At 70.6% G+C, this 22883-nt stretch carries 16 protein-coding genes; 13 read left to right on the forward strand and 3 right to left on the reverse strand.

Annotated features, from left to right (window positions below; all coding sequences use genetic code 11):
* Positions 1-2: 2 nt before the first annotated feature.
* Genes D187_RS23285 through D187_RS23300 form a run of 4 tightly spaced genes read left to right on the forward strand, consistent with a single transcriptional unit; the run spans position 3 to position 4475 of the window.
* Complete coding sequence (locus D187_RS23285; protein ID WP_438356963.1) at positions 3-608, forward strand: biliverdin-producing heme oxygenase; 606 nt, start codon at positions 3-5, stop codon at positions 606-608.
* Complete coding sequence (locus D187_RS23290) at positions 605-2845, forward strand: ATP-binding protein (RefSeq protein ID WP_002628076.1); 2241 nt, start codon at positions 605-607, stop codon at positions 2843-2845. The genes D187_RS23285 and D187_RS23290 overlap by 4 nt, the downstream gene beginning before the upstream one ends.
* The gene (locus tag D187_RS23295; RefSeq protein WP_063725012.1) at positions 2842-3297 is read left to right on the forward strand and encodes a response regulator; all 456 of its coding nucleotides are present in this window, start codon (positions 2842-2844) and stop codon (positions 3295-3297) included. Before D187_RS23290 ends, D187_RS23295 begins: the two co-directional genes overlap by 4 nt.
* On the forward strand, positions 3294-4475 hold the full coding sequence (locus D187_RS23300) for a hybrid sensor histidine kinase/response regulator (protein WP_043431261.1): 1182 nt from the start codon (positions 3294-3296) through the stop codon (positions 4473-4475). Before D187_RS23295 ends, D187_RS23300 begins: the two co-directional genes overlap by 4 nt.
* Positions 4476-4491: 16 nt before the next feature.
* Here D187_RS23300 and D187_RS23305 read toward each other — a convergent pair whose 3' ends face one another.
* Positions 4492-5061 carry a DUF420 domain-containing protein gene (locus D187_RS23305; RefSeq protein ID WP_002628079.1) on the reverse strand — a complete coding sequence of 190 codons (570 nt, stop codon included), beginning with the start codon at positions 5059-5061 and terminating at the stop codon, positions 4492-4494.
* A gap of 157 nt (positions 5062-5218) precedes the next feature.
* Between D187_RS23305 and D187_RS23310 the strand changes: the two genes are divergently transcribed.
* From D187_RS23310 to D187_RS23330, 5 genes are read left to right on the forward strand one after another with little or no spacing between them, the layout of a single operon-like run.
* The gene (locus D187_RS23310; protein WP_002628080.1) at positions 5219-7270 is read left to right on the forward strand and encodes a hypothetical protein; all 2052 of its coding nucleotides are present in this window, start codon (positions 5219-5221) and stop codon (positions 7268-7270) included.
* The gene (locus D187_RS23315) at positions 7270-7938 is read left to right on the forward strand and encodes a hypothetical protein (protein ID WP_002628081.1); all 669 of its coding nucleotides are present in this window, start codon (positions 7270-7272) and stop codon (positions 7936-7938) included. The genes D187_RS23310 and D187_RS23315 overlap by 1 nt, the downstream gene beginning before the upstream one ends.
* Before the next feature lie 21 nt (positions 7939-7959).
* Entirely contained in the window at positions 7960-9357 is a 1398-nt protein-coding gene (locus tag D187_RS23320; RefSeq protein WP_002628082.1) for a DUF1501 domain-containing protein, read from the forward strand.
* A 4-nt stretch (positions 9358-9361) separates the two neighbouring features.
* Positions 9362-10912, forward strand: coding sequence for a hypothetical protein (locus D187_RS23325; protein ID WP_245591795.1), 1551 nt, complete (start codon positions 9362-9364; stop codon positions 10910-10912).
* 11 nt (positions 10913-10923) lie between these two features.
* Positions 10924-14589 carry an FG-GAP-like repeat-containing protein gene (locus D187_RS23330; RefSeq protein WP_002628084.1) on the forward strand — a complete coding sequence of 1222 codons (3666 nt, stop codon included), beginning with the start codon at positions 10924-10926 and terminating at the stop codon, positions 14587-14589.
* A gap of 17 nt (positions 14590-14606) precedes the next feature.
* Here the strand turns inward: D187_RS23330 and D187_RS56410 are convergent, their stop codons facing one another.
* On the reverse strand, positions 14607-15023 hold the full coding sequence (locus tag D187_RS56410; RefSeq protein ID WP_002628085.1) for a CBS domain-containing protein: 417 nt from the start codon (positions 15021-15023) through the stop codon (positions 14607-14609).
* 229 nt (positions 15024-15252) lie between these two features.
* Here D187_RS56410 and D187_RS23340 point away from each other — a divergent pair, with 229 nt between their 5' ends.
* The 4 genes from D187_RS23340 to D187_RS23355 all read left to right on the forward strand — a co-directional run bounded on the left by D187_RS23340 (position 15253) and on the right by D187_RS23355 (position 19802).
* Positions 15253-15720 carry a ferritin-like domain-containing protein gene (locus tag D187_RS23340; protein ID WP_002628086.1) on the forward strand — a complete coding sequence of 156 codons (468 nt, stop codon included), beginning with the start codon at positions 15253-15255 and terminating at the stop codon, positions 15718-15720.
* A gap of 129 nt (positions 15721-15849) precedes the next feature.
* A complete protein-coding gene (gene argE, locus D187_RS23345; protein ID WP_002628087.1) occupies positions 15850-17013 on the forward strand; it encodes an acetylornithine deacetylase in 1164 nt (387 codons plus the stop codon).
* A gap of 246 nt (positions 17014-17259) precedes the next feature.
* On the forward strand, positions 17260-18924 hold the full coding sequence (locus D187_RS23350; protein WP_020918221.1) for a diguanylate cyclase: 1665 nt from the start codon (positions 17260-17262) through the stop codon (positions 18922-18924).
* A gap of 50 nt (positions 18925-18974) precedes the next feature.
* A complete protein-coding gene (locus D187_RS23355; RefSeq protein ID WP_002628089.1) occupies positions 18975-19802 on the forward strand; it encodes an OmpA/MotB family protein in 828 nt (275 codons plus the stop codon).
* Positions 19803-19808: 6 nt separating this feature from the next.
* On the opposite strand, the gene D187_RS23360 is transcribed toward D187_RS23355, so the two are convergent.
* A complete protein-coding gene (locus D187_RS23360) occupies positions 19809-22883 on the reverse strand; it encodes an efflux RND transporter permease subunit (RefSeq protein ID WP_002628090.1) in 3075 nt (1024 codons plus the stop codon).

A 22883-nucleotide genomic window follows, 5' to 3' on the forward strand; every position in this document is an offset into this window, starting at 1 on the left:
GGGTGTTGCTTTCCCTCGAATCCCCGAACCTGTTGCAGTCGTTGAAGGCCGGAACCCGACCCCACCATGAGCGCGCCGAGAGCGTGGTGCGTCTCATGGCGCCGGACCTCTCCGTGTCCGGCTACCGCGCGCACCTGGAGGCGCTCCACGCGCTCCATGCCTTCCTGGAGCCGGCCGTGGCCGAGCACCTGGAGGTGTCCCATCCCGAGCTGCGCGTGAACGAACGCCGCAAGCTGCACCTGTTGCGCGAGGATCTCCTGGCGCTCGGTCACGACGAACTCTCCCTGGCCCGGCTGCCGCCCCTCGCGCACCCTCCCGCCGTGCCCGGGGTGCCCGAGGCGCTCGGGGCCCTCTACGTGTTGGAGGGCTCGACGCTGGGAGGTCAACTCATCCTGCGCCACCTCGTGCGCCACTTCGAGGGCACGCCCGTGGGGCGCTTCGCTTTCTTCCGGGCCTATGGTGAGGACGTGGGTCCCATGTGGAAGTCCTTCGGTGACGCCCTGCTGCGCGCCTGTCCCGAGCCCGCTCTCGCTCCCCGTGTCATCCGAGGGGCTCAGGCCACGTTCGACGCTTTCGAAGCCCGTTTCCGTGAGGTCGCCCGTTCATGAATCCCCCTGTCTCCCAGACCGAACTCACGGAATGTGACCGCGAGCCCATCCACCTGTTGGGCGGCATCCAACCGCACGGCGCCCTGGTGGCCTTTTCCGAGCCGGACCTCACCCTGCGGGTGGTGAGCGCCAACATCGAGGCCTGGTTGGGACGGGCGCCCCAGGCCCTGCTGGGCCAGCCCCTGGCGGAGTTCCTCCACCCCACGTCGCTCGCCCTGCTCAACCGGGCCCTGTCCCAGCAGGGCCCCAGCGGCACCCTGCGCATCGAGGCCGCGGGGCACGCCTTCGTGGGGCTCCTGCACCGCAGCGATGGGCTGGCGGTGCTGGACCTGGAGCCCGTCAGCAGCGACTCCGGCGAGGAGGGGGCCCTGGTCATGGTGGATCAGATCCTCTCGCCCCTGACGCGGGCCAAGGGGCCGCGGGCGCTCCTGCAGGAGGTGGCGGGCGCGGTGCGCACGCTCTCCGGCTTCGATCGGGTGATGGTGTACCTCTTCGACGCCGACTGGCACGGCGAGGTGGTGGCCGAGAGCCGGGACCCGGAGATGGACAGCTTCATGGGGTTGCACTTCCCCGCGACCGACATCCCCGTGCAGGCCCGTGCCCTCTATGTCCGCAACACCCTGCGGCTCATCGCCGACGCGCGCGCGCGGCCCGTGCCGCTGGTGCCCGCGGTGCTCCCCGAGTTGGGGCGGCCCTTGGACCTGTCGGGCGCGGCCCTGCGCAGCGTGTCACCGGTGCACCTGGAGTACCTGGCCAACATGGGCGTGGGCGCGTCCATGTCCATCTCCCTGCTGCGCGAGGGCTCGCTGTGGGGCCTCATCGCATGCCATCACCGCACGCCCTTGAAGGTGCCGGCCGCCGCGCGCCGGGCGTGCGACGTGCTGGCCCGGCTGGTGTCGCTGCAACTGGCGTCCGAGGAGCGCGCCACGATGGCCGCCGAGATCGCCCGCCGGGCGCAATTCCAGACGCAGTTGATGGAGCGCCTGTCGGTGGACTCGAGCTCCCTGCCGGTGTCGCTCTCGCGCGAGGCGGACTCGGTGCTGGGGCTCACGGGCTCCACGGGCGCGACGCTCCTGCTCGGTGAGGCGCCCATCCTCATGGGGGCCACGCCCACCCTGGACGAGGTGAAGGCCCTGGGCGAGTGGCTCGCCCGCCAGCCCTTCGAGGGCACCATCTTCCACACGGAGCGGCTCGGCCAGGTGTATGAACCCGCGCGGGCCTACCTGGACGTGGCCAGTGGCCTGCTCGCGGTGCGTCTGGATCCGAGCGCTCCCCGCTTCGTCATCTGGTTCCGTCCGGAAGTCACGCGCACCGTCACCTGGGCGGGCAATCCGCTCAAGCCCGCCGTCCAGGGCTCCGGCACCCAGCGGTTGCATCCGCGCGCCTCCTTCGAGGCCTGGCAGGAGACGGTGCAGGGGGCGAGCCTGCCATGGACACCGGAGGACCGGACCGCCGCCGCCGGACTGCGCGGGGCCCTGGTGGGCGTGTTGTTGCGCCACGCCGCCGCCCTCACGCGCTCCAACGCGGAGCTGGATGCCTTCGGTGGCACCGTGGCGCACGACCTCAAGGAGCCCCTGCGCGGCATCCAGCAGTACGTGAGCTTCCTCCTGGAGGACGTGGGGGAGGTCGTGGGCAGCGAGGGGCGCAAGCAGTTGGAGGAGGTGCGCTGGCTGGCCGGGCGCACCCAGGGGCAGATGGAGGCGCTCTTCGAGTACAGCCGGGTCGGGCGCGTGGAGCTGTCCTGGGGCCAGGCGGACATTCATGAAATCCTGGAGGACGTGTTGACCATCGTGTCGTCACGCATCCAGGAGAACCAGATCGAGGTGAGGGTCCCTCGCCGGCTCCCCGTGCTGGCGTGCGACCGGGTGCGCATCCACCAGGTCTGGTCCAACCTGCTCACCAATGCGGCCAAGTATCACCAGGCAGGCAAGCCTCGCTGGGTGGAGGTCGGCTTCATCACCCCCGAGGAGCCCCTGTCCAACCCGACACGCCGACGGGCGGATGAGTACGTTTTCTACGTGCGCGACAACGGCATCGGTATTCCAGAGCGGTTCCACGAGACCATCTTCGAGATGTTCCGTCGCCTGCATCCCGCGCATGCGTACGGAGGAGGCAATGGGGCGGGATTGTCCATCGCGCGCCGGCTCATTCAATTGCATGGTGGCGATCTGTGGGTGGAATCCGCGCCCGGCCAGGGCTCCACCTTCTACTTCACCCTGGGCAAGGGGCCCGGATGATGGATGAGCTCAAACGGCCAGTGCTGCTCGTCGAGGACAGTGATCCCGACGCCGAAGCGTTGCAGCGCCTGTCGCGCAAGCTCTCGCTGTCGTGGCCCATCACTCGGGTGGCGGACGGAGAGTCGGCGCTCGACTATCTGTTCCATCGGGGCGCGTACGTGGATGCGCCCCGGCCCATGCTCGTCCTGTTGGACCTGCACCTGCCCGGAGTCGGAGGACGGGAGATCCTCTCCACGCTCAAGGCGGACGCCCACCTGCGCTCCCTGCCCGTCATCATCTTCTCCAACTCCAAGCGCGTGGAGGACGTGGATGGTGCCTATGAACTGGGCGCCAACAGCTATCTCTTCAAGCCCAGCGGGCTCGAGGAACTCGAGGACGTCGTGAACGCCCTGCATCACTTCTGGTTCAATGTCGCGCGGCTTCCCGGGCTCGGAGGCTTGTCCCCGGGATGAGTTTGCGCGTACTCCTTGTCGACGACAGCCTGGCGGATCAGCGGGCACTGCGGCGAGCCTTGGAGAAGGACACCGGGACGCGCTGGGAGGTGGAGCTCGCGGGCTCGGCCGAGGAGGCACTGGAGCGGCTCCACCACCCCCCGATGCCGGATGCCCTGGTGCTGGATTTCCACCTGCCGGGCATCGATGGCATCTCGCTGTTGCGGGGGCTCAAGGAGCGCTACGGCGAGCAGATGCCGGCGGTGATCGTCTTCACGGGCAGCGGCAACGAGCGCGTGGCGGTGGACGCGATGCGCGCGGGTGCCCATGACTACCTCCTCAAGGATGGTTTCTCCCCGGAGCGCCTGCGCCACAGCCTGCACAACGCGGTGGAGTCCATGCGCATGACGCGCGAGCTGGAGGAGCGGCGCCTGCGGGCGGAGGTCGCCGAGCAGGCGGCCCGGGCGGCGCTGGCGGTGCGCGACGAGTTCTTCGCCATCGCCACGCATGACCTCAAGGGCCCGCTGCAGAGCATCCTCCTGAGCACCCAGCTCCTGCGGCGCCAGCTCCCCCAGGAGGCGCAGACGCCGGGCGTGGAGGCGCGGCTGGCGCAGATCCTCCGGGGCACGCAGCGCATGAGCGAGCTCATCGACCACTTCCTCGCGGTGTCCAAGGGCGGCGAGCGGCCCCTGCATCGCGAGTCGGTGGACCTGCTCGCGCTGGTGCGCACCAAGGTGCGCGAGCTGGGGCCCCTGGCGGCCACGCACCCGGTGCAACTGCACGTGGAGGGCATGGACTTCCGGGGCCAGTGGGACGCGTCGAGCCTGGAGCGGGTGTTGGACAACCTGCTGGGCAACGCCGTGAAGTACTGCCCGCGCGGAGGCACCATCGACGTGTCGTTGAGCGAGGAGTCCTCCGGTCCGGAGGGCTGGGTGCGGCTGTGCGTGAGGGATCAGGGCATGGGCATCCCCGCGGAGGATCTGCCCCACATCTTCGAGCGCTTCCGCCGCGGCCGGAACGTGGCGCCGGCCATCTCCGGCAGCGGCGTGGGTCTGGCGAGCGCCTACCGGATGGTGATGATGCACGGAGGCACCCTCACCGTGGAGAGCGAGGAGGGACGGGGCTCGGCCTTCACCGTGCGCCTGCCCCGCGAGACGCTCGCGCGGGGGACGAGCCCCAATTCCGAGGCCCACCCCTGAGCCGCTCGGGCGCGCTTCAGGGCGAGGAGGGCAGGCTGCCGCGCAGCATGAAGAAGATGACCACGCCCGTCACGGACACGTAGAGCCAGATGGGCGCCAGCCACCGCGTCACCTTGCGGTGCTTCTCGAAGGCGTTGCGCCACGCGAAGTAGAAGGCCAGCAGCGCGCCCGGCACCACGGCGGTGGACAGCAGCACGTGGCTGGCCAGGATGAGCAGGTACACCACCTTGAGCGCGCCGCCGCCCGCGTAGCGCGTGTCCCCGTGCACGTAGTGGTAGGCCAGGTAGCACACCAGGAAGAGCGACGAGGAAGCGAAGGCGGACACCATGAGGTACTGGTGCGCGCGCCGGGCCTTCTGGCGGATGGCCACCCAGCCCGCGGTGAGGAACGCCGCCGCCAGCGCGTTGAGGCTCGCGTTCACCGCGGGCAGGAAGCGCAAGTCCACCCCTCCCACCGTGCCCCCTCGGCGGATGAGCAGCAGCCAGGCGAGGAACGCGAGCGCCGCGGTGGAGACCACCGCGGTGAAGATGTAGAAGGGACGATCGTTCTCCCCCCGCGACAGGGGGGCACCGGCGGCGTTGGACATGGCTTGTCTTTTGACCCGGCCGCGCCCCCGATGCAACCGCACCGCGGGAGCGTGATTTTCCCGTCTAATAGGAAAAGGCCACTTGTTCAGTAGTTTGAATTCATGGCATAAAGACCAACCGCGGTTTTCCCCCACCCGCAGTCTCAAGGAGGTGCCCGTGCCCTTCGCACGCAGCGTCCTCGTCCCCCTGGCCGCCATACTGCTCCTCGGGCCAACGCCCGTTCTGGCCGAGGATGGGCCCGTGTGCGCGCCGGTCACGAAGCTTCCCCTGGAGCGCTACCTGCGCCAACTGTCATTGGATCTGCTCGGCCGCCCGCCCACCGTGGAGGAGTACGCGGCGGTGCGGACCAAGGGCGAGGTGTCGGTCGAGGACGTGCGCTCGATGATGAACTCGGAGGAGTTCTACACGCGCATGCGCGGCTATCACCGCGCGCTGCTCTGGAGCAACATCAACGGCAGCGTCAACAACAACACCAACTCGCGTCTGTATGGCAAGGGGGACGCGACGGAAGCCCTGTCCATGCGCGGCAACAGCAGCGTGTCGTTGCGCGGGGCCAATGGCATCGGTTGTGACAGTTACATCCCCCAGGACTCGTGCGCCACCGCCCCCCGGCAGGATCCGCACGCCGAGCCCACCACGACCAAGGCCTGCTACGACGCGCGGGGCGTGCCGCTGCCGGTGAGCTGGGATTACGACACCACCTCCTATTACCAGTGCAGCCGGTTGGATCTGGTGCCCAACGCCGACCCGACCAAGGAGCCCGTCCCCGATCCAGCCATCAACTCGTGCGAGGCGGCGACGAAGAAGGCGAAGGATCCCCTGAATCCCAAGTACATGTACTTCTGCGACATGCGGCGGGTGGGCACCGCGCTGGTGCCGCACCTGTGCAAGCCGCACCCGGACAAGACGTCCACGTCCGCGCTCACCGTGGAGGCGACGGACTCCTCGGGCAAGGTGGTGTCCTTCAAGCATGCCAATCCGAGCGACACCACCACGCTCACCCAGCTGGACCGGTGCACGCTGACGATGAATCCGCGCAACGGCGTGGAGGGCACCTACGTCCCGCAGCGCGGGTGCTTCCAGCGCGAGGGGTACGTGACGCGGCCCGCGCCCTTCTGGAACCTCGGTGGGCCGGAGGTGCGCATCTGCGCCATCGAGGCGCAGGAGCGCTCGGTCAACCCCTGGACGCTCGAGTCGTGCACGACGGCGCGCTTCAATGGTGACCGCAGCTGTGGGTGTGGCGAGAAGATGCGCCGCTGCGAGGACTCGGCGACCGCCACCACCGCCGCCGTCACCCACTCCTCCCGCGTGTCGGCGATCAACACCGAGCCCGAGCTCATCGCCGACGCGGTGTTGCGCAACGACGAGCCCTATTTCAACATCCTCACCACGCGCCGCTCCTTCGTGAACGGCCCCCTGTCCGAGCTGTACCGCGATCCCCAGCAGGGCGTGGGTGTCTTCTCCCTGTCCTCACCCGCTCCCGCCGAGTCGATGCCGATGCTGCCGTTCGCGGACGCGAACACGTGGCGCGAGTACGTGCGCGGCCCCCAGCACTCGGGCGTGCTCACCACGCCGGCCTGGCTCTACCGCTTCCCCACCCAGCGCGCGCGCGTCAACCACTTCTACTCGGCCTTCCTGTGCAAGGCGTTCGTGCCCTCCAACAACCGCCCGCCCGCGGCCGAGGACGCGTGCAACCGCGACAACAACCTCGCCACGCGCTGCGCCTGCAAGGACTGCCACGCCACCATCGAGCCCACGGGCGCGCACTGGGGCCGCTTCGCCGAGCGCGCCGCGCTCTACCTGGAGCCCTCTCGCTTTCCCCGCTTCGATCCCAAGTGCTACGACTGCGCCCTCGCGGGCAACACCTCCTGCGGTGGCGAGTGCTCCCAGTACGTGATGCAGGCCTATGACGAGGAGGGCGCGCGCTCGCTCGGCACGCTCACCTCGTTCCTCTACCGCAACGCCGCCGAGGAGCAGAACATCGAGGGGGGGCCCCAGCTGCTCGTGCAGCGCCTCTTGCAGGGCGGGGACCTGGAGCGCTGCGCGGTGCGGCGCATCTGGGAGGAGTTCCTCGGCCGCCCCATGTCGTCGCAGGAGCAGGCGCTCTATCTCGAGCGGTTCTCCGCGGACTTCGCCGCCGACAACCACCGTCTCAAGGGTCTCATCGAGCGTCTGATGCTGTCGGACGCCTACCGGAGGATCGACTGATGCGCCGCCTGCTCCTGCTCGCGCTCGTCGCGCTCGGCACCGCCGCGTGTGACCAGAGCGGTTCCCCTGGCACGCTCACCCCCGTGGACGTCCAAGAGCCCCCCGATGACGGCCTCCATGGCAACGGCGGCGTGGTTCCCCTGCCGGATCCGGAGCAACAGGACGGCCGCGTGGGACGCTCCGCGCGCCGCCTCACCGTGGATCAGCTCGGCGCCTCCATCCAGACGGCGCTGGGACAGCCCTGGTCGAAGCTCAACAGCCGGGCGGCATCCCTGGGCCGCGCGGACTTCGCGCTCGTCAACGCGGAGAGCACCGAGGCCAACCTCGTGTTCGCCAAGTTCCTCGAGGACGGGGCGCGCGAGGTGTGCGTGGCCCGGGCGGGCGCGGACCTGAAGCTGACCGTGGCGAAGGATCGGGTGCTCGCCCGCACGCTGCCCGATGGCACCGTGGGCGACCTGCGCAAGCTCACCGACGCCCAGGTGCGCGAGCTGCTCGTGTACCTGTCCACCCGCTTCTGGGGCTCGCCGTTGCATGACGAGGAGCTGACGCGCTGGGCGGGCTTCTTCACCAAGGCGGCCGCTCGCGCCGAGACGATCAAGAAGCGGGATCAAGCCCTCGCGGCCCTCTGCATCGGTCTGATGACCGACTCCCGCTTCCTCACCTACTGACCGCTCCGGGGAGACGCACCAATGAAGAAGAACCACGACACGTCCGCCGGACGCCGCACCTTTCTCAAGGCCGCCGCGGGCTTCATGGGCACCACCCTGTTCGGGAGCACGCCCTTCCGCGCCTTCGCGCAGAGCACCTCGCTCAAGCCCTCTGATCGCTGCTTCGTCTTCGTCTACTTCGATGGTGGGTGGGACCAGCTGCTCGCCTTCGATCCGAGGGATCCCAACGTCTTCACGCCGGACCGGGTCTCCCAGACGCGCATCCAGCCGGGCTACAGCTTCACCGATCCGAGCATCCCCACCCGGCCCATCGTGCCGGGCAAGCGCCCGGGCGCCGCCCTCTCCAACATCACCTTCGGTCCGGCGGTGGGCGCCCTGGCGGACCACTACGATCTCATGACGGTGGTGCGGGGCATCAACATGACCACGCTCGCGCATGAGGAGGGCAGGCGCTACTTCATCACCGGCAAGCGTCCCATCGGTGCCGCGGCGCGGGGCTCGTCCACGGCCACCGAGGTGGTGGGGCAGATGGCGCCCCCGGTGCCCATCCCCTCCATCGCCTACAACGTGGAGACGTACAACGACCGCTACCCGGGCTCCGCCAACGCGCTCAAGGTGAGCAAGTCGAGCGACCTGCTGCTCGCGCTCGCGCCCAGCCCCACCCAGCTCGACAGCGAGCTGGAGAAGCAGCTCGTGGACTTCAGCGGCCAGCCCATCTCCTGCGAGGCGGCGGCCTATGGCGCCGGTGGGGTGGGCACCATGTACTCGTCGAGCCGCGGCCAGATGCGGCAGGTCATCTCCAGCCGCCTGGACAACGCGTTCCGCTTCGAACAGAACACCGATGAGGCCAAGGCGGTGCGGCTCGCCTACAAACTGGGCGAGAGTGGTCCGTACGACGACGCGGCGGGACGCGCGGCGCTGGTGGCCACGGCGCTCAAGAAGGGCATCAGCCAGTGCGTGTCCATCAACCTGGCGGGGGGCCTGGACACCCACTTCGGCTCGCAGACGACGCATGCGCTCAACCTGCGCAAGGGCTTCGAGGCGCTCGCCCTGCTGGTGAATGACCTGCGCAACACCCCGCACCCGTACAAGGCCGGCGACACCTTCATGGACCACACCACCATCCTGGTCTACTCGGAGTTCGCTCGCACGCCGCTGCTCAACGCCGCGTCCGGCCGCGACCACCATCTCACCAATAGCTGTCTGATGATGGGCGCGGGGCTCAAGCACAACACGGTGTTCGGGCGCAGCGGTGACATCGCCATGGCACCGGCCGTGGTGAACCTGGGCACCGGCGAGTCGGACCCCATCAACGGCCAGAACATCCTTCCTGATCACATCATCGCGACGGTGCTGGCGTCCGCCGGGCTGGACTACAGCATCACGCGTGTCGAGCCCCTGCGGTCCCTGTTGGCGTGACGTGATGAAGAGCCAAGCCTCGAACTTCGAGTGCCGTGTGCCCTGGCGGACCTGGGGGCGGCGGTGGGTGTGTGTGGTGGGGATGGGGCTGTGGGGGTGTGGCCCGTCCGTCGCGGTGGATCGTCCGAGCCCCGTGCCCTTCCAGCCCACGCTGGTGAAGGCGCAGGCGGACGTGGCGGCGGCGCCGGGCTTCGCGGACCAGACGGGGGGCGGCATCTTCGCGACGGCCTCGGGCCAGGCCATCCGCCTGCGGCTGGATGGGACGCGGGGCGCGCTGGAGAACCATCCCGGCAACCGGGTGGCCCCGGGGCGGGTGCACGCCGCCTTCCGGATGGGGACGAACTCGGCGCTGGTGGAGGCCTCCAATGGTCTCTTCCTGGCGCAGGCGGGCTGGCTCATCGCGCCGCCCTGGCGCGAGCTGCTCGGCCCGGGGCTCAATGCCACCGCGTCGACGAGCGAGGGCGTGGCGTGGCTCGCGCACGAGTCGGGCCTGTACCGGCTGCGCGACGGCCAACTCGCGGCGCTCAAGGTGGAGGGGCAGACGCTGGATGGCATCACCTCGATGGTGGCGGCCCCGGTGGACAAGGTGGCCTCGGCGCTGTGGCTGCTGCGCGAGGGTGAGCTGCGCGTCGCGGTGCAGACGGCGCCGGACGTGTGGCAGGTGCGTCCCGCCACGCTGCCGCTCGGGGACGGCGAGCGCGTGGTGGCGCTGGTGGGCCTGGGCGCCTCGGAGAAGGGAGGGGCGGAGGCGTGGGTGATGACGTCCGAGCGGCTGCTGCGGCACACGGCGCGGGGCTGGCGCGCGGTGTTGCTGGAGCGGCCGCCCACCCAGGTGCTGGCCGCGGGCCGCTTCGTCTGGGTGAAGTCGGGCGACGCGCTGCTGTCCTATGACGCGGACGCGGACACGTGGGGGAGCGCCGCCCACGTGGACACCCGCGAGTTCCGCTTCCTGGCGGCCGATGAGAGCGGCTGCGCGTGGGTGCAGCTGGGCGCGGACACGCTGGCGCTCAGCTGGGGCCCGGTTCCCCGGGTGATTGGCGTGTACGAGGGCATGACGGTGGTGCAGGACACGCTGGTGGTGAGCGCGCGCGTAGCCCCGGGCGCGACGCCGCCCGAGCGCCTGTCCTTCGAGGTGGGGGGCGCGGAGGTATCCGTGGAGGGGCCGGCGTACAGCCTCGGGGGCGTGGAGGCGGACGGGACGCTCCGCTCCTATTCCTTCGCGGGCCTGGCGGCGGGCATGCACACGCTGAGCGCCGTGGCCACCTACGCGGATGGTACCCGGGCCCGGCGCTCGGTGGCCTTCTCCTACGAGCCGCTGAGCACGGTGGTGCTGGGCTGGGACAAGGACATCCGCCCCATCCACCAGGCGCGTTGCGCCAAGTGCCATGAATCGACGGGGCCCGGCCGACGGCTGTCCACGTACGAGCTGTGGAAGGAGAACTCCTCCCTCATCATCGCGGCGGTGCGCGAGCAGCGCATGCCCGCGGACGGTCCGTTGGATCCGCAGCTCATCACCCTCATCCAGCGCTGGGCCGCTACCGGCGCCAACCCCTGAGCCGCTCCCCCATGAATCGAATCTTCCGAGCCTCGCTCGCGCTCGCGCTGCTGTCGTCTGCCTGCCAGGACCCCGGCGAGGATCCGATGGATGCCTGCGTGGGCCTCGCGCCCCTGGCCCTCACCGCGGACAGCACCCAGGTGCGCGTGAACGCGGGCGCCAACCTCAAGGCCACGGGCGGCAGCGGCTACTACACCTACCGCCTCGAGCCGGGCGGCTCCTCGGGCCAGGTGAACGGCTCGCGCTTCGTCGCCGGCCCCACGCCCGGCACGGACACCGTGGTGGTGGAGGACATGCGCTGCCCCGGCGACGCGCGGCTGCGGATGTCCGTGGTGGCGGCCTTCGGCGTGGCGCCCACGCGGGCCACGCTCAAGCCGGGCACGAGCTTCCAGGTGGAGGTGTCGGGCGTGTTGGGCTCGGCCGTCTTCTCGTTGGACGGGGGGCCCACGGGCAGCACCGTGTCGCCCACGGGCGTGTACACGGCCGGCCAGGGCGAGGGCGTGGACCTGGTGCGCGTGCGCGATGACCGCTCGGGTGACGTGGCCCAGCTCCAGTTCGAGGTGCGCAAGGACGCGATGCTGCGGGGCAGCCCCGAGTTCCTGGGGCTGCCGGCGGGTTCGTCCATTCCGCTGCGGGCGGAGGGGGGCACCGACCGGATGCTCTGGGCGAAGCTGTCGGGCCCGGGCCGGGTGGAGGGCGGGCGCTTCGTGAGCTCGCCGGAGGAGACGGGCACGGCACGGGTGCAGGCGACGGACGCGTTCACCGGCGAGAAGGCGACCCTGTCGGTGCACGTGATGACGGAGCTGACGCGCGAGACGCAGGCACACGGGCAGCTCTCGGACATGGCCTCGGTGGTGACGGCGGACTTCGATGGGGATGGGGTGGAGGACGTGGCCGTGGGCCGGCGCGAGAGCGACCTGGGCAAACCGTCCGGGGGCGCGGTGTTCATCTTCAAGGGCAGCTCGTCGGGCCTGCCCGCGCAACCCACCTGGGTGCTCGTCGGGGAGACGAACTCGGCCCTCTTCGGCGACACGGTGCTCGCGGGGGACCTGGACAAGGATGGCCGGGCGGAGCTGGTGGTGTCCTCGCCGGGCGCGGACACCACCATCGCCGACTCGGGCGCGGTGTACCTGTACCGCTTCGGCGAGAAGGGTCCGGAGCGCATCGGCAATCCCGTGACCAACACGGGCCGTGGCTTCTTCGGCTCGGGTCTGGCGCTCGCGGACATGGACGGGGATGGGGATCTGGATCTGGTGGTGGGCTCGCCCCTGGCGGACCTGGTGCCCGGGTCGGGGTCCAGCCGCGGCGTCGTGGACATCTACCTGCTCACCCCGGGCCAGACGGTGCCGCAGCTGTCGGCCACCCGCCTGGGCGGCATGGATCTGGGCAAGGGCGGCACGCTCGAGTCGCGCAAGGGCACGGACCTGGGCCGCGCGCTGGTGGTGGCGGACCTGAACGGGGATGGGCTGGGAGACCTGGCGGCGCTCAGCAAGGCGTCGCGCTTCAACGCGGATGGCTCCACCGAAGAAGTGATGCAGCAGACCGTGGCGGTGTTCTTCGCGCGCGGGGACGGTGAGCGCATCCGCTCCGCGCCGGACCTGATCGTGCTGCCCTCCAACTACTCGGCGGACAAATTCGAGGGGACGTGGCGGCTGGCGGCGGTGCCGGGTGAGGGCTCCCGGCCTCCGCTGTTGATGGTGTTGTCGGACAAGGCGGACGCGCCGGACCTGCGCACCAGCGGTGGGTTGGGCTCGATGATCGACGCGGGGGGCGCGCTGCTCTTCGACCTGAGCACGTACAAGCCCCAGGGCGCGCCCGCGGCGGCTCCCGTGCAGCTCAAGCGCGAGGCGGCCTTCGCCCGGCTGTATGGGGACGCGGGCAACGCCACCGCGGGGCGGAGCTGGGCGGTGATGGACGTGGATGGCAATCCCGGTCCGGAGTTGCTGCTGGGCGAGCCCTTGGCGTCCCCGAGCACGCCGCTGCGCTGGGCGGGGAGGATCATCGTCCACCCCCTGGCGGCCCTGACCAAGGGCGCGGTGCTCAACAAACCCCTGCTCGCCCTGCAGGGGCAGACGAAGTCGGATACCCTGGGCGCAGGGCTCGCGGCGTGGTCGCTGCCCGGCACCTCGGCGCTGGTGGCCTTCTCGGGACGGGCCTCGGGTCCCGGGCTGGCCTTCACCGGCCGCGTGGATGCCTACCTCAAGGCGGGGTCCTCGCTCGCCGAGTGGACGCGCACGAGCGCCCTGGTGCCGGCGCGGCCGAGTAAGGAGCGCTACGGGGAGGGCGTGGCGGTGGCCAAGGGGGCCCAGGGAGGCGCGGTGGCGCTGGTGGGCTCGCAGGGCTGGGGGGGTCCGGGGACCAACGAGGATGGCAACGACCTGAACGCCGGCCGCGCCTGGGTGCGGGATGCCACGCGGTCCACGATCGCGGCCGAGGGCGCTTCCGCGCCGCTCTGGCGCGGGCGCGGCGTGGGCTCGGACGTGGCCTTCACGGACTTCAACGGGGATGGGCGGGCGGACGCGGTGGTGGGGGCGAGCAACTTCACCCAGCCGGGCGCCAACGTGCGTGCCACGGAGATCACTCCCTACTTCGTGGAGAAGGCCGCGTGTGTGCCGGCGTCGAGTGTGGATGGCATGGGGGGAGTGCTGGTGTCGCTCGGCCAGGCGGACGGCACCTTCAAGCAGGCCTACTGGCTGTGGGCTCCGGAGGACTTCGCCAACTGCACCGACACGGGCTCCGCCTGTAAGCGCCGCGCCCTCGGACGCTCCGTCCTCGGGGGCTTCGACTTCAATGGCGACGGCAAGCAGGACATCGGCGTGCTGCGCAACAACGGCTTCGAGCTCTTCCTGGGCCGCGCTCCGGATGACGCCTCGCTGGCGAAGCTGTCCATGGGGTGCGATCCCGTCTACTCATCGCCGTACTACGACCGGCAGACCTCGGTCCCGGCGGCGCTGGGCGACCTGGATGGTGACAAGTGCGACGAGGTGGCGTGGCGCTCCGCGGATGGCTCGGCGTCCAACGTCATCATCCTGTTCGGCTATGACGCGAGTGGCGCGAAGTGCGCGCGCAAGGTACCGACGACGGTGCGTCTGGCGGATCGCCAGGCGGATGCCCCGGGTCTCTACGCCGGGCTGGGGGGCTCGACGGCGCGCGTGGGCCGGGTGCTCGGCAAGAGCGGCGCGGACTATCTGGCGGTGACCGCGACCAACATTCCCTATGAGGGCGTGACGCAGCCGTCGGTGCTGCTGATCGACGTGGCGGAGGTGAGCAAGCGCCGGCCCACCACGGGCGAGGTGAACGTGAAGGCCGTGGACCTCAATCCCATCATGGTGGTGAGCCCGACGCGGGCCGTGAATTTCGGAGCGGTGGTGCGCGGCAACGTGGACCTGACGAACGATGGCGTGCCGGAGTTGATCGTGAGTGCCTCGGGCGCCTCGGTGTCCTCGGATGGTGGGGGCGCGGTGTTCGTGTACCAGGGAGGGCCGGCCGTCAAGGGCGCGCCCTCGCCCTGGCTCCTGCTCACGGGCGACACGGCGGAGCGCTCCAACTTCGGCCAGTCCCTGGCGCTCACCCCAGGGGACGGCAAGACGCCGCCCACGCTCGTCGTCGGCGCGCCGCTCAGCTACCGCACCGGCGCGGAAAACGGCACGGCGTTCATGTTGCCGCTCACCTTCTGACGCTCCGCCCCCGTCCGTCAGGGATGGGGGTGCACGAAGATCTCTTCGTCCTCCGGGGGCGCGGTCCTTGGCCCCCGCTGGAGCTCACCGAGGCCCACGCTGCCCAGCAGTCGCTCCTGCGCGTCCAGGACGAACAGGCGGCGCACGCGCAACCGCCGCATCCGCTCGGCGACCTCTTGCACGTCCTCCTGGGGCTCACACCCCGGTACGTGCCGGGCCATCACCCGGACGATGGGCGTGGCGCGCGCATCGAACCCCAGGGCCAGCCCCCTCACGACGATGTCGCGATCGGTGACGAGGCCGACGACCCGCTCGTCCTCGACGACCGGAAGGGTGTCCACGTTGAGCAGCCGCATCATCTCGGCGGCGGCCATCAGCGTCGTCTCCGGATGGGCGGAGACCGCGTCCGGGGTCATCACCTCATGAATCTTCACGGCACACCTCGCGCCCGGTGGAAGAACGGAGCCCGGCCACCAGGGTGTGCACTCCCGCCGTGAAATGCCAGGCGTCCCATGGGCCCGCCCACCGTTTTCCCCGGGTGGCCGTGAGGCGCCCGTCCCTCCGCCCGCTGTCCGGACGGGCACCGGGAAGGTGGGATTGGCCGGACGGGGCGCCCGAAACAGATTTGCGCGAACCGCGAATTCTGGATGGGGAGGACTCGAGATGGCGATCATTCCCGAGGTGGAGAAGCTCAGGAGCCTGGCTCAACTGGACGTGGACGCGGTGGGGACCTACGAGGCCGCCATCGCCCGCGTGAAGGATCAACTGGTGCGCGAGCGCCTGAACGAGTTCCGCGTGGACCATGTGCGGCACGTGCAGGATCTCAACGCGTTCATCCGCCAGCAGGGTGGAGAGCCGGTGGAGCTGCGGCCGGATTTCAAGGGCGCGGTGATGAAGGGCATGACGGCCATCACCAGCATGATGGGGACCGAGGCCGCGCTGGTGGCCATGCTCGGCAACGAGGAGCTGACCAACCGCACCTACGAGCTGGCGCTGAGCTTCGACTGGAGCCCCGAGGTGCGTCAGCTCATCGAGCAGAACCGCAAGGACGAGGAGCGGCACCTGGCGTGGATCAAGGACGCGGTGCGCCTGCGCCCCTGGACGAGGGACGAGGCCGGGGCCCACGTCTGATGTGATGCGCCGGGCGGAGCGCTCCGCCCGGGGCGCTCTTCCCCTGGGACAAGGCCGTCCGAGGGGGTCTACAGTCCCCGCCCGGGCGCCGCGTGACGCGCGGTGGCCCGAGCCTCGGAGGCCCTCCCGATGAGTGACACCCTGCCCGCGCTGCGCGCCACGCTGGCCGAACTGGTCGCGGTGGACACGACCTCTTCCCGCTCCAACGCGCCCCTGGTGGAGCTGGCGCGGAGCAAGCTGGAAGCGGTCGGCTTCCAGGTGGAGCTGGTGCCCTACCGGGACGATGCCGGTGTGGAGAAGGTGAACCTCATCGCGGTGCTGGGCGGCTCGCCGCGGGAGCCGGCCGCCCTGGTGCTCGTGGGGCATACGGACTGCGTGCCGTACGACGCGGCGTGGACGGACGCGCTGCGTCTGACCGAGCGCGAGGGGCGGCTGTATGGCCGGGGCGCGTGTGACACGAAGGGCTTCATCGCCTGCGCGCTGCACGCGGTGACCCATCTGCCGCGGCCGCCGAGCGCGCCCCTGATGGTGCTGCTGACGGCGGACGAGGAGCTGGGGTGCGAGGGCGCCAAGCAGCTCGTGACGCTGGGCAAGGGCCGGGCGCGGCATGCCATCGTCGGTGAGCCCACGCGACTGGTGCCGGTGCGCGCGCACAAGGGGTATTGCCTGGCGGAGGTGGAGGTGCTGGGCCACGAGGGGCACAGCGCCTATCCGGACGAGGGCGCCTCGGCCATCTTCCGCGCGGGGCGCTTCCTGCAGAAGCTGGAGACCCTGGCGCGCACGCGCCTGCGCGAGGACCGGGACGACGCCTTCGAGCCTCCCTTCACCACGGTGAACGTGGGCCGGATCGGCGGCGGCAAGGCGTCCAACATCATCCCCGGCGCGTGCCGCTTCATCGTGGAGTGGCGGCCCATTCCGCGTCAGCCCCAGGAGCGGGTGTTGGAGCTGCTGGAGTCCATCCGCCAGGAGCTGGTGCGGGACGAGCCCGGCTATGAGGCGCGGATCCGCCTGGTACGGGCCGAGCCCGCGGTGGACACGCGCGCGGACGCGGAGGTGGTGCGGGTGCTCGCGACGCTCTCCGGCAACGCTCCCATCACGGTCCCCTTTGGCACGGAAGCCCCTCAACTCACGGAACTCGGGGCGCAGGCGGTGGTGTTCGGCCCGGGCGACATCCGCGTGGCGCACCAGACGGGGGAGTATGTGCCGGTGGAGGACCTGGTGCGGTGCGAGGCCTACCTCTCCCGGGCCATCGCGCACTTCTGTGGGGACGGCTCCTCGCGTGTCGGGCAATAGGCACCCAGGCGTCCGCTACCCGCTCGGGCCCATCCCATGACGTGAATGAGCTGGGGGGGCATGTCTGGCGGGCGGGCTCCCCGCGTATGCTCCGTTCCGGGGCGGGGGAGTGGGGGAGCGCATCCGCACAAGAGGGTTCCTCTTGGGATGGAAGGGACGACGCGGGAGAGGGTCGCGGGGGCGCGTGTTCCCGGCCCCTGGCCTCCCTCGGCGAGCCCGCTTGATTGCCTGAGCTCGGAGCGGACCATGGTTGCATTCACGAACAGCCTCAGCACGACCGGTCGTGTCCTTCTGGTGGATGACAGCATCATCGCCCTCGAAACCATCGGCTCGCGTCTGAGGGAGAGCGGGTTGGAGGTGGCGATGACGACCTCGCCCCTGGAGGCGCTGGCGCTCGCCACCGAGGGCCCCCAGCTCTTCGATCTGCTCATCCTGGACGTGATGATGCCGCAGATGAACGGCCACGAGCTGACGCTCCAGCTCCGAGCCCATGCGCGCACCCTCAACACGCCCATCCTCCTGCTCACCTCGCTCGACTCCACGGATGATCGCGTCACGGGGCTGAGGGCGGGCGCCGACGACTTCTTCACCAAGACGGCCCCCGACGCCGAGATGATCGCCCGCGTGCGCTCGTTCATCTCGCTCGGCAAGATGCGCGCCCAGCTCCAGGCCCAGCACGAGGCCATGGCGCGCGTCATGCGTGAGCCGGAGGCGCCCCTGCCGCCCCAGGCCCGGGTGGAGATCATCCACCACACGCCCGTGATGGGCGAGCGGCTCGCCCGGGCGCTGCGCGGCTCACCCCTGTGCGGCGACTTCCACCTCACCCTGCGCGCCCCGTCCCAGCAGCGCCTGACCACCACGGAAGCGGACCTGCTCGTGGTGAGCTACCCGGTCGCGCTCGAGGGGGAGCAGCCGCTGCTCAAGCGCTTCGGCTTCGACGAGGAGGCGCCCGCCATCCTCGTGGTGGACGAGGTGGAATCCACCTCGCGGCGCGTCGCCTCGTTCGACTCCGGCGCCGACGACTACCTCACGCTGAACACGCCCATGGCCGAGCTCATCGCCCGCATGGGGACGGCCCTGCGCCGCCAGCGCCGCCAGCGCCAGCTGCGCACCTCGCGCGACCGCGCCATGCTGGTGGCGGTGACGGATCCGCTCACCGGGCTGTACAACCGCGCCTACTTCCACGAGGCGCTCGGCGTCGAGTTCCGGCGCGCCCAGCGCTACAAGCACCCCATGGCGCTGGTGCTGTTGGACCTGGACCACTTCAAGCAGGTCAACGACACGCTCGGCCACACCGCGGGAGATCAGGCCCTGCGCGAGGTGTCCACGCGGCTGCGCCAGACGGCGCGCTCCACGGACGTGGTGGCCCGCCACGGCGGTGAGGAGTTCGCGATGATCCTCCCCGAGACGGACCTGGAGCAGGGGTTGCTCGCCGCCGAGCGCTTCCGGGCCGCGGTGGAGGGCGCCGTGGTGAAGGGCGCCAGGGGCGGCAGCCGCGCGTTGACGATCAGCGCCGGGGTGGGCTGCTACCCCGCGCACGCCTCGTCCGTCACCGAGCTCATCGAGCTCATCGACGCGGCGCTCTACAAGGCCAAGCGCCAGGGCCGCAACCGCGTGTGCGCCGTCTCCAACGTCCCCGAGGCCCCGGTGGTGGCCGCTGCTCCGCCGTCGGCTCCGCCTCCCAATCCCCTGGAGCGGCTGCGCCGGCTGGTGGCCGAGGACCTGGAGGGCCCCCTGTCGGCCACGCGCACGGCTGCTCGCATGCTGCACGAGGCCAGTGCTCCCGGTGATGCCCTGCACATCCTCACCGCCCAGCTGCGCCAGTCTTCCGACGACGTCCGCAAGGAACTGCTCGCGGTCATGGACGAGCTGTCCCGCAACATCCTCGAGTCCAGGCGTGACTCTCACTAGTCTTTCGGGCATACGCTTGGAGCTTCAACCTCTATTCCAGGAGAACCCGAATGCGGTCCAGGCTGCTGATCTCCCTCTGCACGTTCATGCTCACCACCGGTTGCGTCACCCAGGGCAAGTACGACCTGGCGATGCAGAACGCGCGGACGCTCGATGAACAACTCCAGGCGGAGAAGGCGGGGCGCACGGCGGCCGAGCAGAAGGTGGGGCAGCTGGAGGAGCAGGTGAAGGGGCTGGAGGCGGAGAAGGAGGCGTTGAACACGCGCCTGAACACCGCCGAGGCCGGGCTGTCGGCGGGCACGGCCGAGCGCCGGGCGCTGGAGCAGAAGAACGCGGAGCTGACGGCGCTCAACCAGGAGCTGGCGCGCTCGACGAAGAAGCTCGCCGAGGCCAAGGAGGCGCTGGAGAAGAAGAGCGCCGAGTACGAGAACCTCTCCAAGAGCCTGGAGCAGGAGATCGCCGAGGGCAAGGTGGAGCTGTCCGAGCTCAAGGGCCGGATGACGGTGAACCTCAAGGACAAGATCCTCTTCGCCTCGGGCTCGGCGCGGGTGGGCAAGGAGGGGGAGGCGGCGCTGAAGAAGGTGGCCGAGGCGCTCAAGGGCGTGCAGGGGAAGATCATCCGGGTGGAGGGGCACACGGATGACGTGCCCACGGATCCCAAGGGGCCGTTCCCCACGAACTGGGAGCTGAGCCTGGCGCGGGCGATGGCGGTGGTGCGGGCGCTGCAGGACTCGGGCGTGGATCCGACCCGGCTGTCCGCCGCGGGCTACGGGCCCTACCAGCCCATCGCCGCCAACAACTCGCCGGAGAACCGCAGCCTCAACCGGCGCATCGAGATCGTCCTCGCGCCGGGCGAGCAGGCCGCCGCGGCGCGCTAGGACGCCTCACCTGTCCGCGCGGGCCCGTCCGGCTCCGAAGACGGAGTAGAGGACGGGCAGCACGAGCAGGGTGAGCACGGTGGAGGACAGGAGGCCGCCGATGACGACGGTGGCCAGGGGGCGCTGCACCTCCGCGCCCACCCCCGTGTTGAGCGCCATGGGCAGGAAGCCGATGGCGGCCACGGCGGCCGTCATCAGCACCGGCCGCAGGCGTGACAGGGCCGCTTCGCGCAGGGCCTCTGCGAGTGGCAGGCCCCGCTCGAGCAACTGGCGCACGCGGCTGACGAGCACCATGTCCCCGAGCACCGACACGCCCGAGAGGGCGATGAAGCCCACGGCCGCGGAGATGGAGAAGGGCAGTCCTCGCACGAGCAGCGCCAGGACACCTCCCACCCAGGCGAAGGGCACGCTGGCGAGGATGCGCAGCGCGTCCAACACCCGGCGGTAGGTGACGTAGAGCAGGGTGAAGACGAGCGCGAGGGCGAGGGGCACCACGATGAGCAGCCGCGCCCGGGCGCGCTCCAGGTGCTCGAACTGCCCGCCGAAGCGGACGGAGTACCCGGTGGGCAACTCCACCTTCTCCTCCAGGGTCCGGCGCACCTCGTCCACGAAGCCGCCCAGGTCACGGCCGCGCACGTTGGCCTGGATGACGAGGCGGCGCTGGCCTCCCTCGCGCTGGATGGTGGTGGGACCGGACACCTCCCGGAGCGTGGCCAGCCGTCCCAGTGGCACCCGCTCCCCACTCGGAGCCGTCACGGGCACGGTGGCGAGCCTGGCCGGCTCCTCCCGGTACTCCCGCGCGAGGCGCACCGCGAGGGGGAAGCGCCGCTCGCCCTCGCGCACTTCGCCCACCCGGCGCGTGCCCACGGCCTCCACCACGTCGAGCACCTCCCGGGCGGGAATGCCGTGGCGGGCGATGGCCGCGCGGTCCACCGTCACCTGCAGCACGGGCTGGCCCGTCACCTGCTCCACGGTGACGTCCGCCGCCCCGGGGATGGCTCGCACCACGGCCTCCATCTCCCGCGCCTTGGCCTCGAGCACGTCCAGGTCGTCTCCGAAGAGCTTGATGCCCACGTCGCCGCGCACCCCGGCGATCATCTCGTTGACGCGCATTTCAATCGGCTGGAGGAACGCCATGCGCATGCCGGGCAGGTCCGCCAGCTCCGCCTTCATCTCCGCGACGAGCTCCTCCTGGGTCTCCGCCCGCTTCCACTCCTCCCGAGGCTTCAAGGTGATGAAGACATCGGACAGCTCGATGCCCATGGCGTCCGTGGCGATCTCCGCCGTGCCGGTGCGCGTCCACACGCGCTTCACCTCGTGCGGGAACTTCTCGCGCAGCACCTTCTCGATCCGCCCGCCGTAGCGGATGGACTCGGTGAGGGACACCTCGGCCAGGCGCACGGTGTTGATGACGAGGGTGCCCTCGGAGAGGCGGGGAACGAACTCACTGCCCAGTTGCGTGGCGGCCACGAGGGCCCCCACTCCGAGCAGTCCCGCGCCGGCGAGCACGGTCCGGGGATGGGCGAGGGCCCCATCGAGGACAGGCCGGTAGCCGCGCTCGAGCAGGAGGATCAGCCGTGGCTTGCGCCGTGCCCCCGCCCCCCGCTTCAGCGCGAAGGAGGCCAGCACCGGCATGAGCGTCAGGGACAGGAGGGCCGAGCCGAGCAGGGCGAAGAGGACGGTGAGCGCCATGGGGCGGAAGAGCCTGCCCTCCACGCCCTCCAGGGTGAGCAGGGGCAGGTACACCACGGCGATGATGAGCTCGCCGAAGAGGGTGGGCTTGCGCACCTCGAGGGCGGCATCCCGGATCACCCGCAGCGGCTCATGGTCCGGGGGGGCCTCGGCGAGCCGCCGCTCCGCGTTCTCCACGAGGATGACGGACGAGTCCACCACGAGGCCGAAGTCGATGGCGCCCAGGGACATGAGGGTGCCGGCGATGCCGAAGCTCAGCATCGCGTTGAAGGCGAACAGCAGGGACAGGGGGATGGCCGCCGCCACGATGAGGCCCGCGCGCCAGTGGCCCAGCGCGACGAAGAGGACCGCGATGACGAGCAGGGCGCCCTCGAAGAGGTTGGTGCGCACCGTGCGCAGCACCTGGTCCACCAGCTCGGTGCGCTCGTAGACGGGCTCCACCTGGACGTCTCCGGGGAGGCTCCGCTGCACCTCCTCCAACCGTTGGGCCAATGCCTTCGTCACCGTGTGGGAGTTCTCTCCCACCAGGAGGAAGCCCAGGCCCAGGACGGCCTCGCCCTCGCCGTCCGCCGTGGTGGCGCCCCGGCGGATCTCCCCGCCCACCTCCACGCGGGCCACGTCCCGGATGCGCACCGGTACGCCGTTGCGCGCGGCGATCACCACCTGCTCGATGTCCTCGCCGTCCTCCAGCGCGGCCACTCCGAGCACGAGGCGTGCCCCGCCTCCCCGTTCCACCACGCCGCCGCCCACGTTGGCGTTGTTGGCCTCCAGGGCCCGGTAGACGTCCCCCAGCGAGAGGTTGAACTGTTGGAGGCGCTGGGGCTCCACCACCACGTGCCACTGCTTCTCCTCGCCGCCCCAGGCGTTCACCTCCGCCACGCCCGGCACGCCGCGCAGCCGTGGGGCGATGAGCCAGTCATGAAGCGTGCGCAGCTCGGCGAGGCTCCGCGTCCGGCTCTTCACCAGGTAGTGGAAGATCTCCCCGAGTCCCGTGGCCACGGGCCCCAGGGTGGGCCGCGAGAGGCCCGCGGGGAGTTCGACACGGCCCAGCCGCTCGGCCACCTGCTGCCGGGCGAACCACGGGTCCGTGCCGTCCTCGAACTGGAGGGTGACCTGGGCGAGCCCGAACTTGGAGAGGGAGCGCAGCTCCCGCACGCGGGGCAGTCCGGCCAGGGACTGCTCGATGGGGAGGGTGAGTTGACGCTCCACCTCCACGGGGGTGAGGGCCGGGGCGACGGCATTCACCTGCACCTGGGTGGGGGTGGTGTCCGGAAAGGCGTCCAGGGGCAGCTCCCGGAAGGCGAGCACGCCCGAGACGATGAGGGCCAGCGCCCCCCCGAGGACGACCCCGCGGTGCCGCAGCGACGCGTCGATGAGCCAGGTGAGCAT

The sequence above is a fragment of the Cystobacter fuscus DSM 2262 genome (assembly GCF_000335475.2).
GTDB lineage: Bacteria > Myxococcota > Myxococcia > Myxococcales > Myxococcaceae > Cystobacter > Cystobacter fuscus.

Coding starts and splice junctions, on each gene's coding strand:
- D187_RS23360 (WP_002628090.1), bottom strand. CDS start 22,883: ATGCTCACCTGGCTCATCGACGCGTCGCTGCGGCACCGCGGGGTCGTC.
- D187_RS23290 (WP_002628076.1), top strand. CDS start 605: ATGAATCCCCCTGTCTCCCAGACCGAACTCACGGAATGTGACCGCGAG.
- D187_RS23295 (WP_063725012.1), top strand. CDS start 2,842: ATGATGGATGAGCTCAAACGGCCAGTGCTGCTCGTCGAGGACAGTGAT.
- D187_RS23305 (WP_002628079.1), bottom strand. CDS start 5,061: ATGTCCAACGCCGCCGGTGCCCCCCTGTCGCGGGGGGAGAACGATCGT.
- D187_RS23355 (WP_002628089.1), top strand. CDS start 18,975: ATGCGGTCCAGGCTGCTGATCTCCCTCTGCACGTTCATGCTCACCACC.
- D187_RS23300 (WP_043431261.1), top strand. CDS start 3,294: ATGAGTTTGCGCGTACTCCTTGTCGACGACAGCCTGGCGGATCAGCGG.
- D187_RS23315 (WP_002628081.1), top strand. CDS start 7,270: ATGCGCCGCCTGCTCCTGCTCGCGCTCGTCGCGCTCGGCACCGCCGCG.
- D187_RS23350 (WP_020918221.1), top strand. CDS start 17,260: ATGGTTGCATTCACGAACAGCCTCAGCACGACCGGTCGTGTCCTTCTG.
- argE (WP_002628087.1), top strand. CDS start 15,850: ATGAGTGACACCCTGCCCGCGCTGCGCGCCACGCTGGCCGAACTGGTC.
- D187_RS23325 (WP_245591795.1), top strand. CDS start 9,362: ATGAAGAGCCAAGCCTCGAACTTCGAGTGCCGTGTGCCCTGGCGGACC.
- D187_RS23320 (WP_002628082.1), top strand. CDS start 7,960: ATGAAGAAGAACCACGACACGTCCGCCGGACGCCGCACCTTTCTCAAG.
- D187_RS23340 (WP_002628086.1), top strand. CDS start 15,253: ATGGCGATCATTCCCGAGGTGGAGAAGCTCAGGAGCCTGGCTCAACTG.
- D187_RS23330 (WP_002628084.1), top strand. CDS start 10,924: ATGAATCGAATCTTCCGAGCCTCGCTCGCGCTCGCGCTGCTGTCGTCT.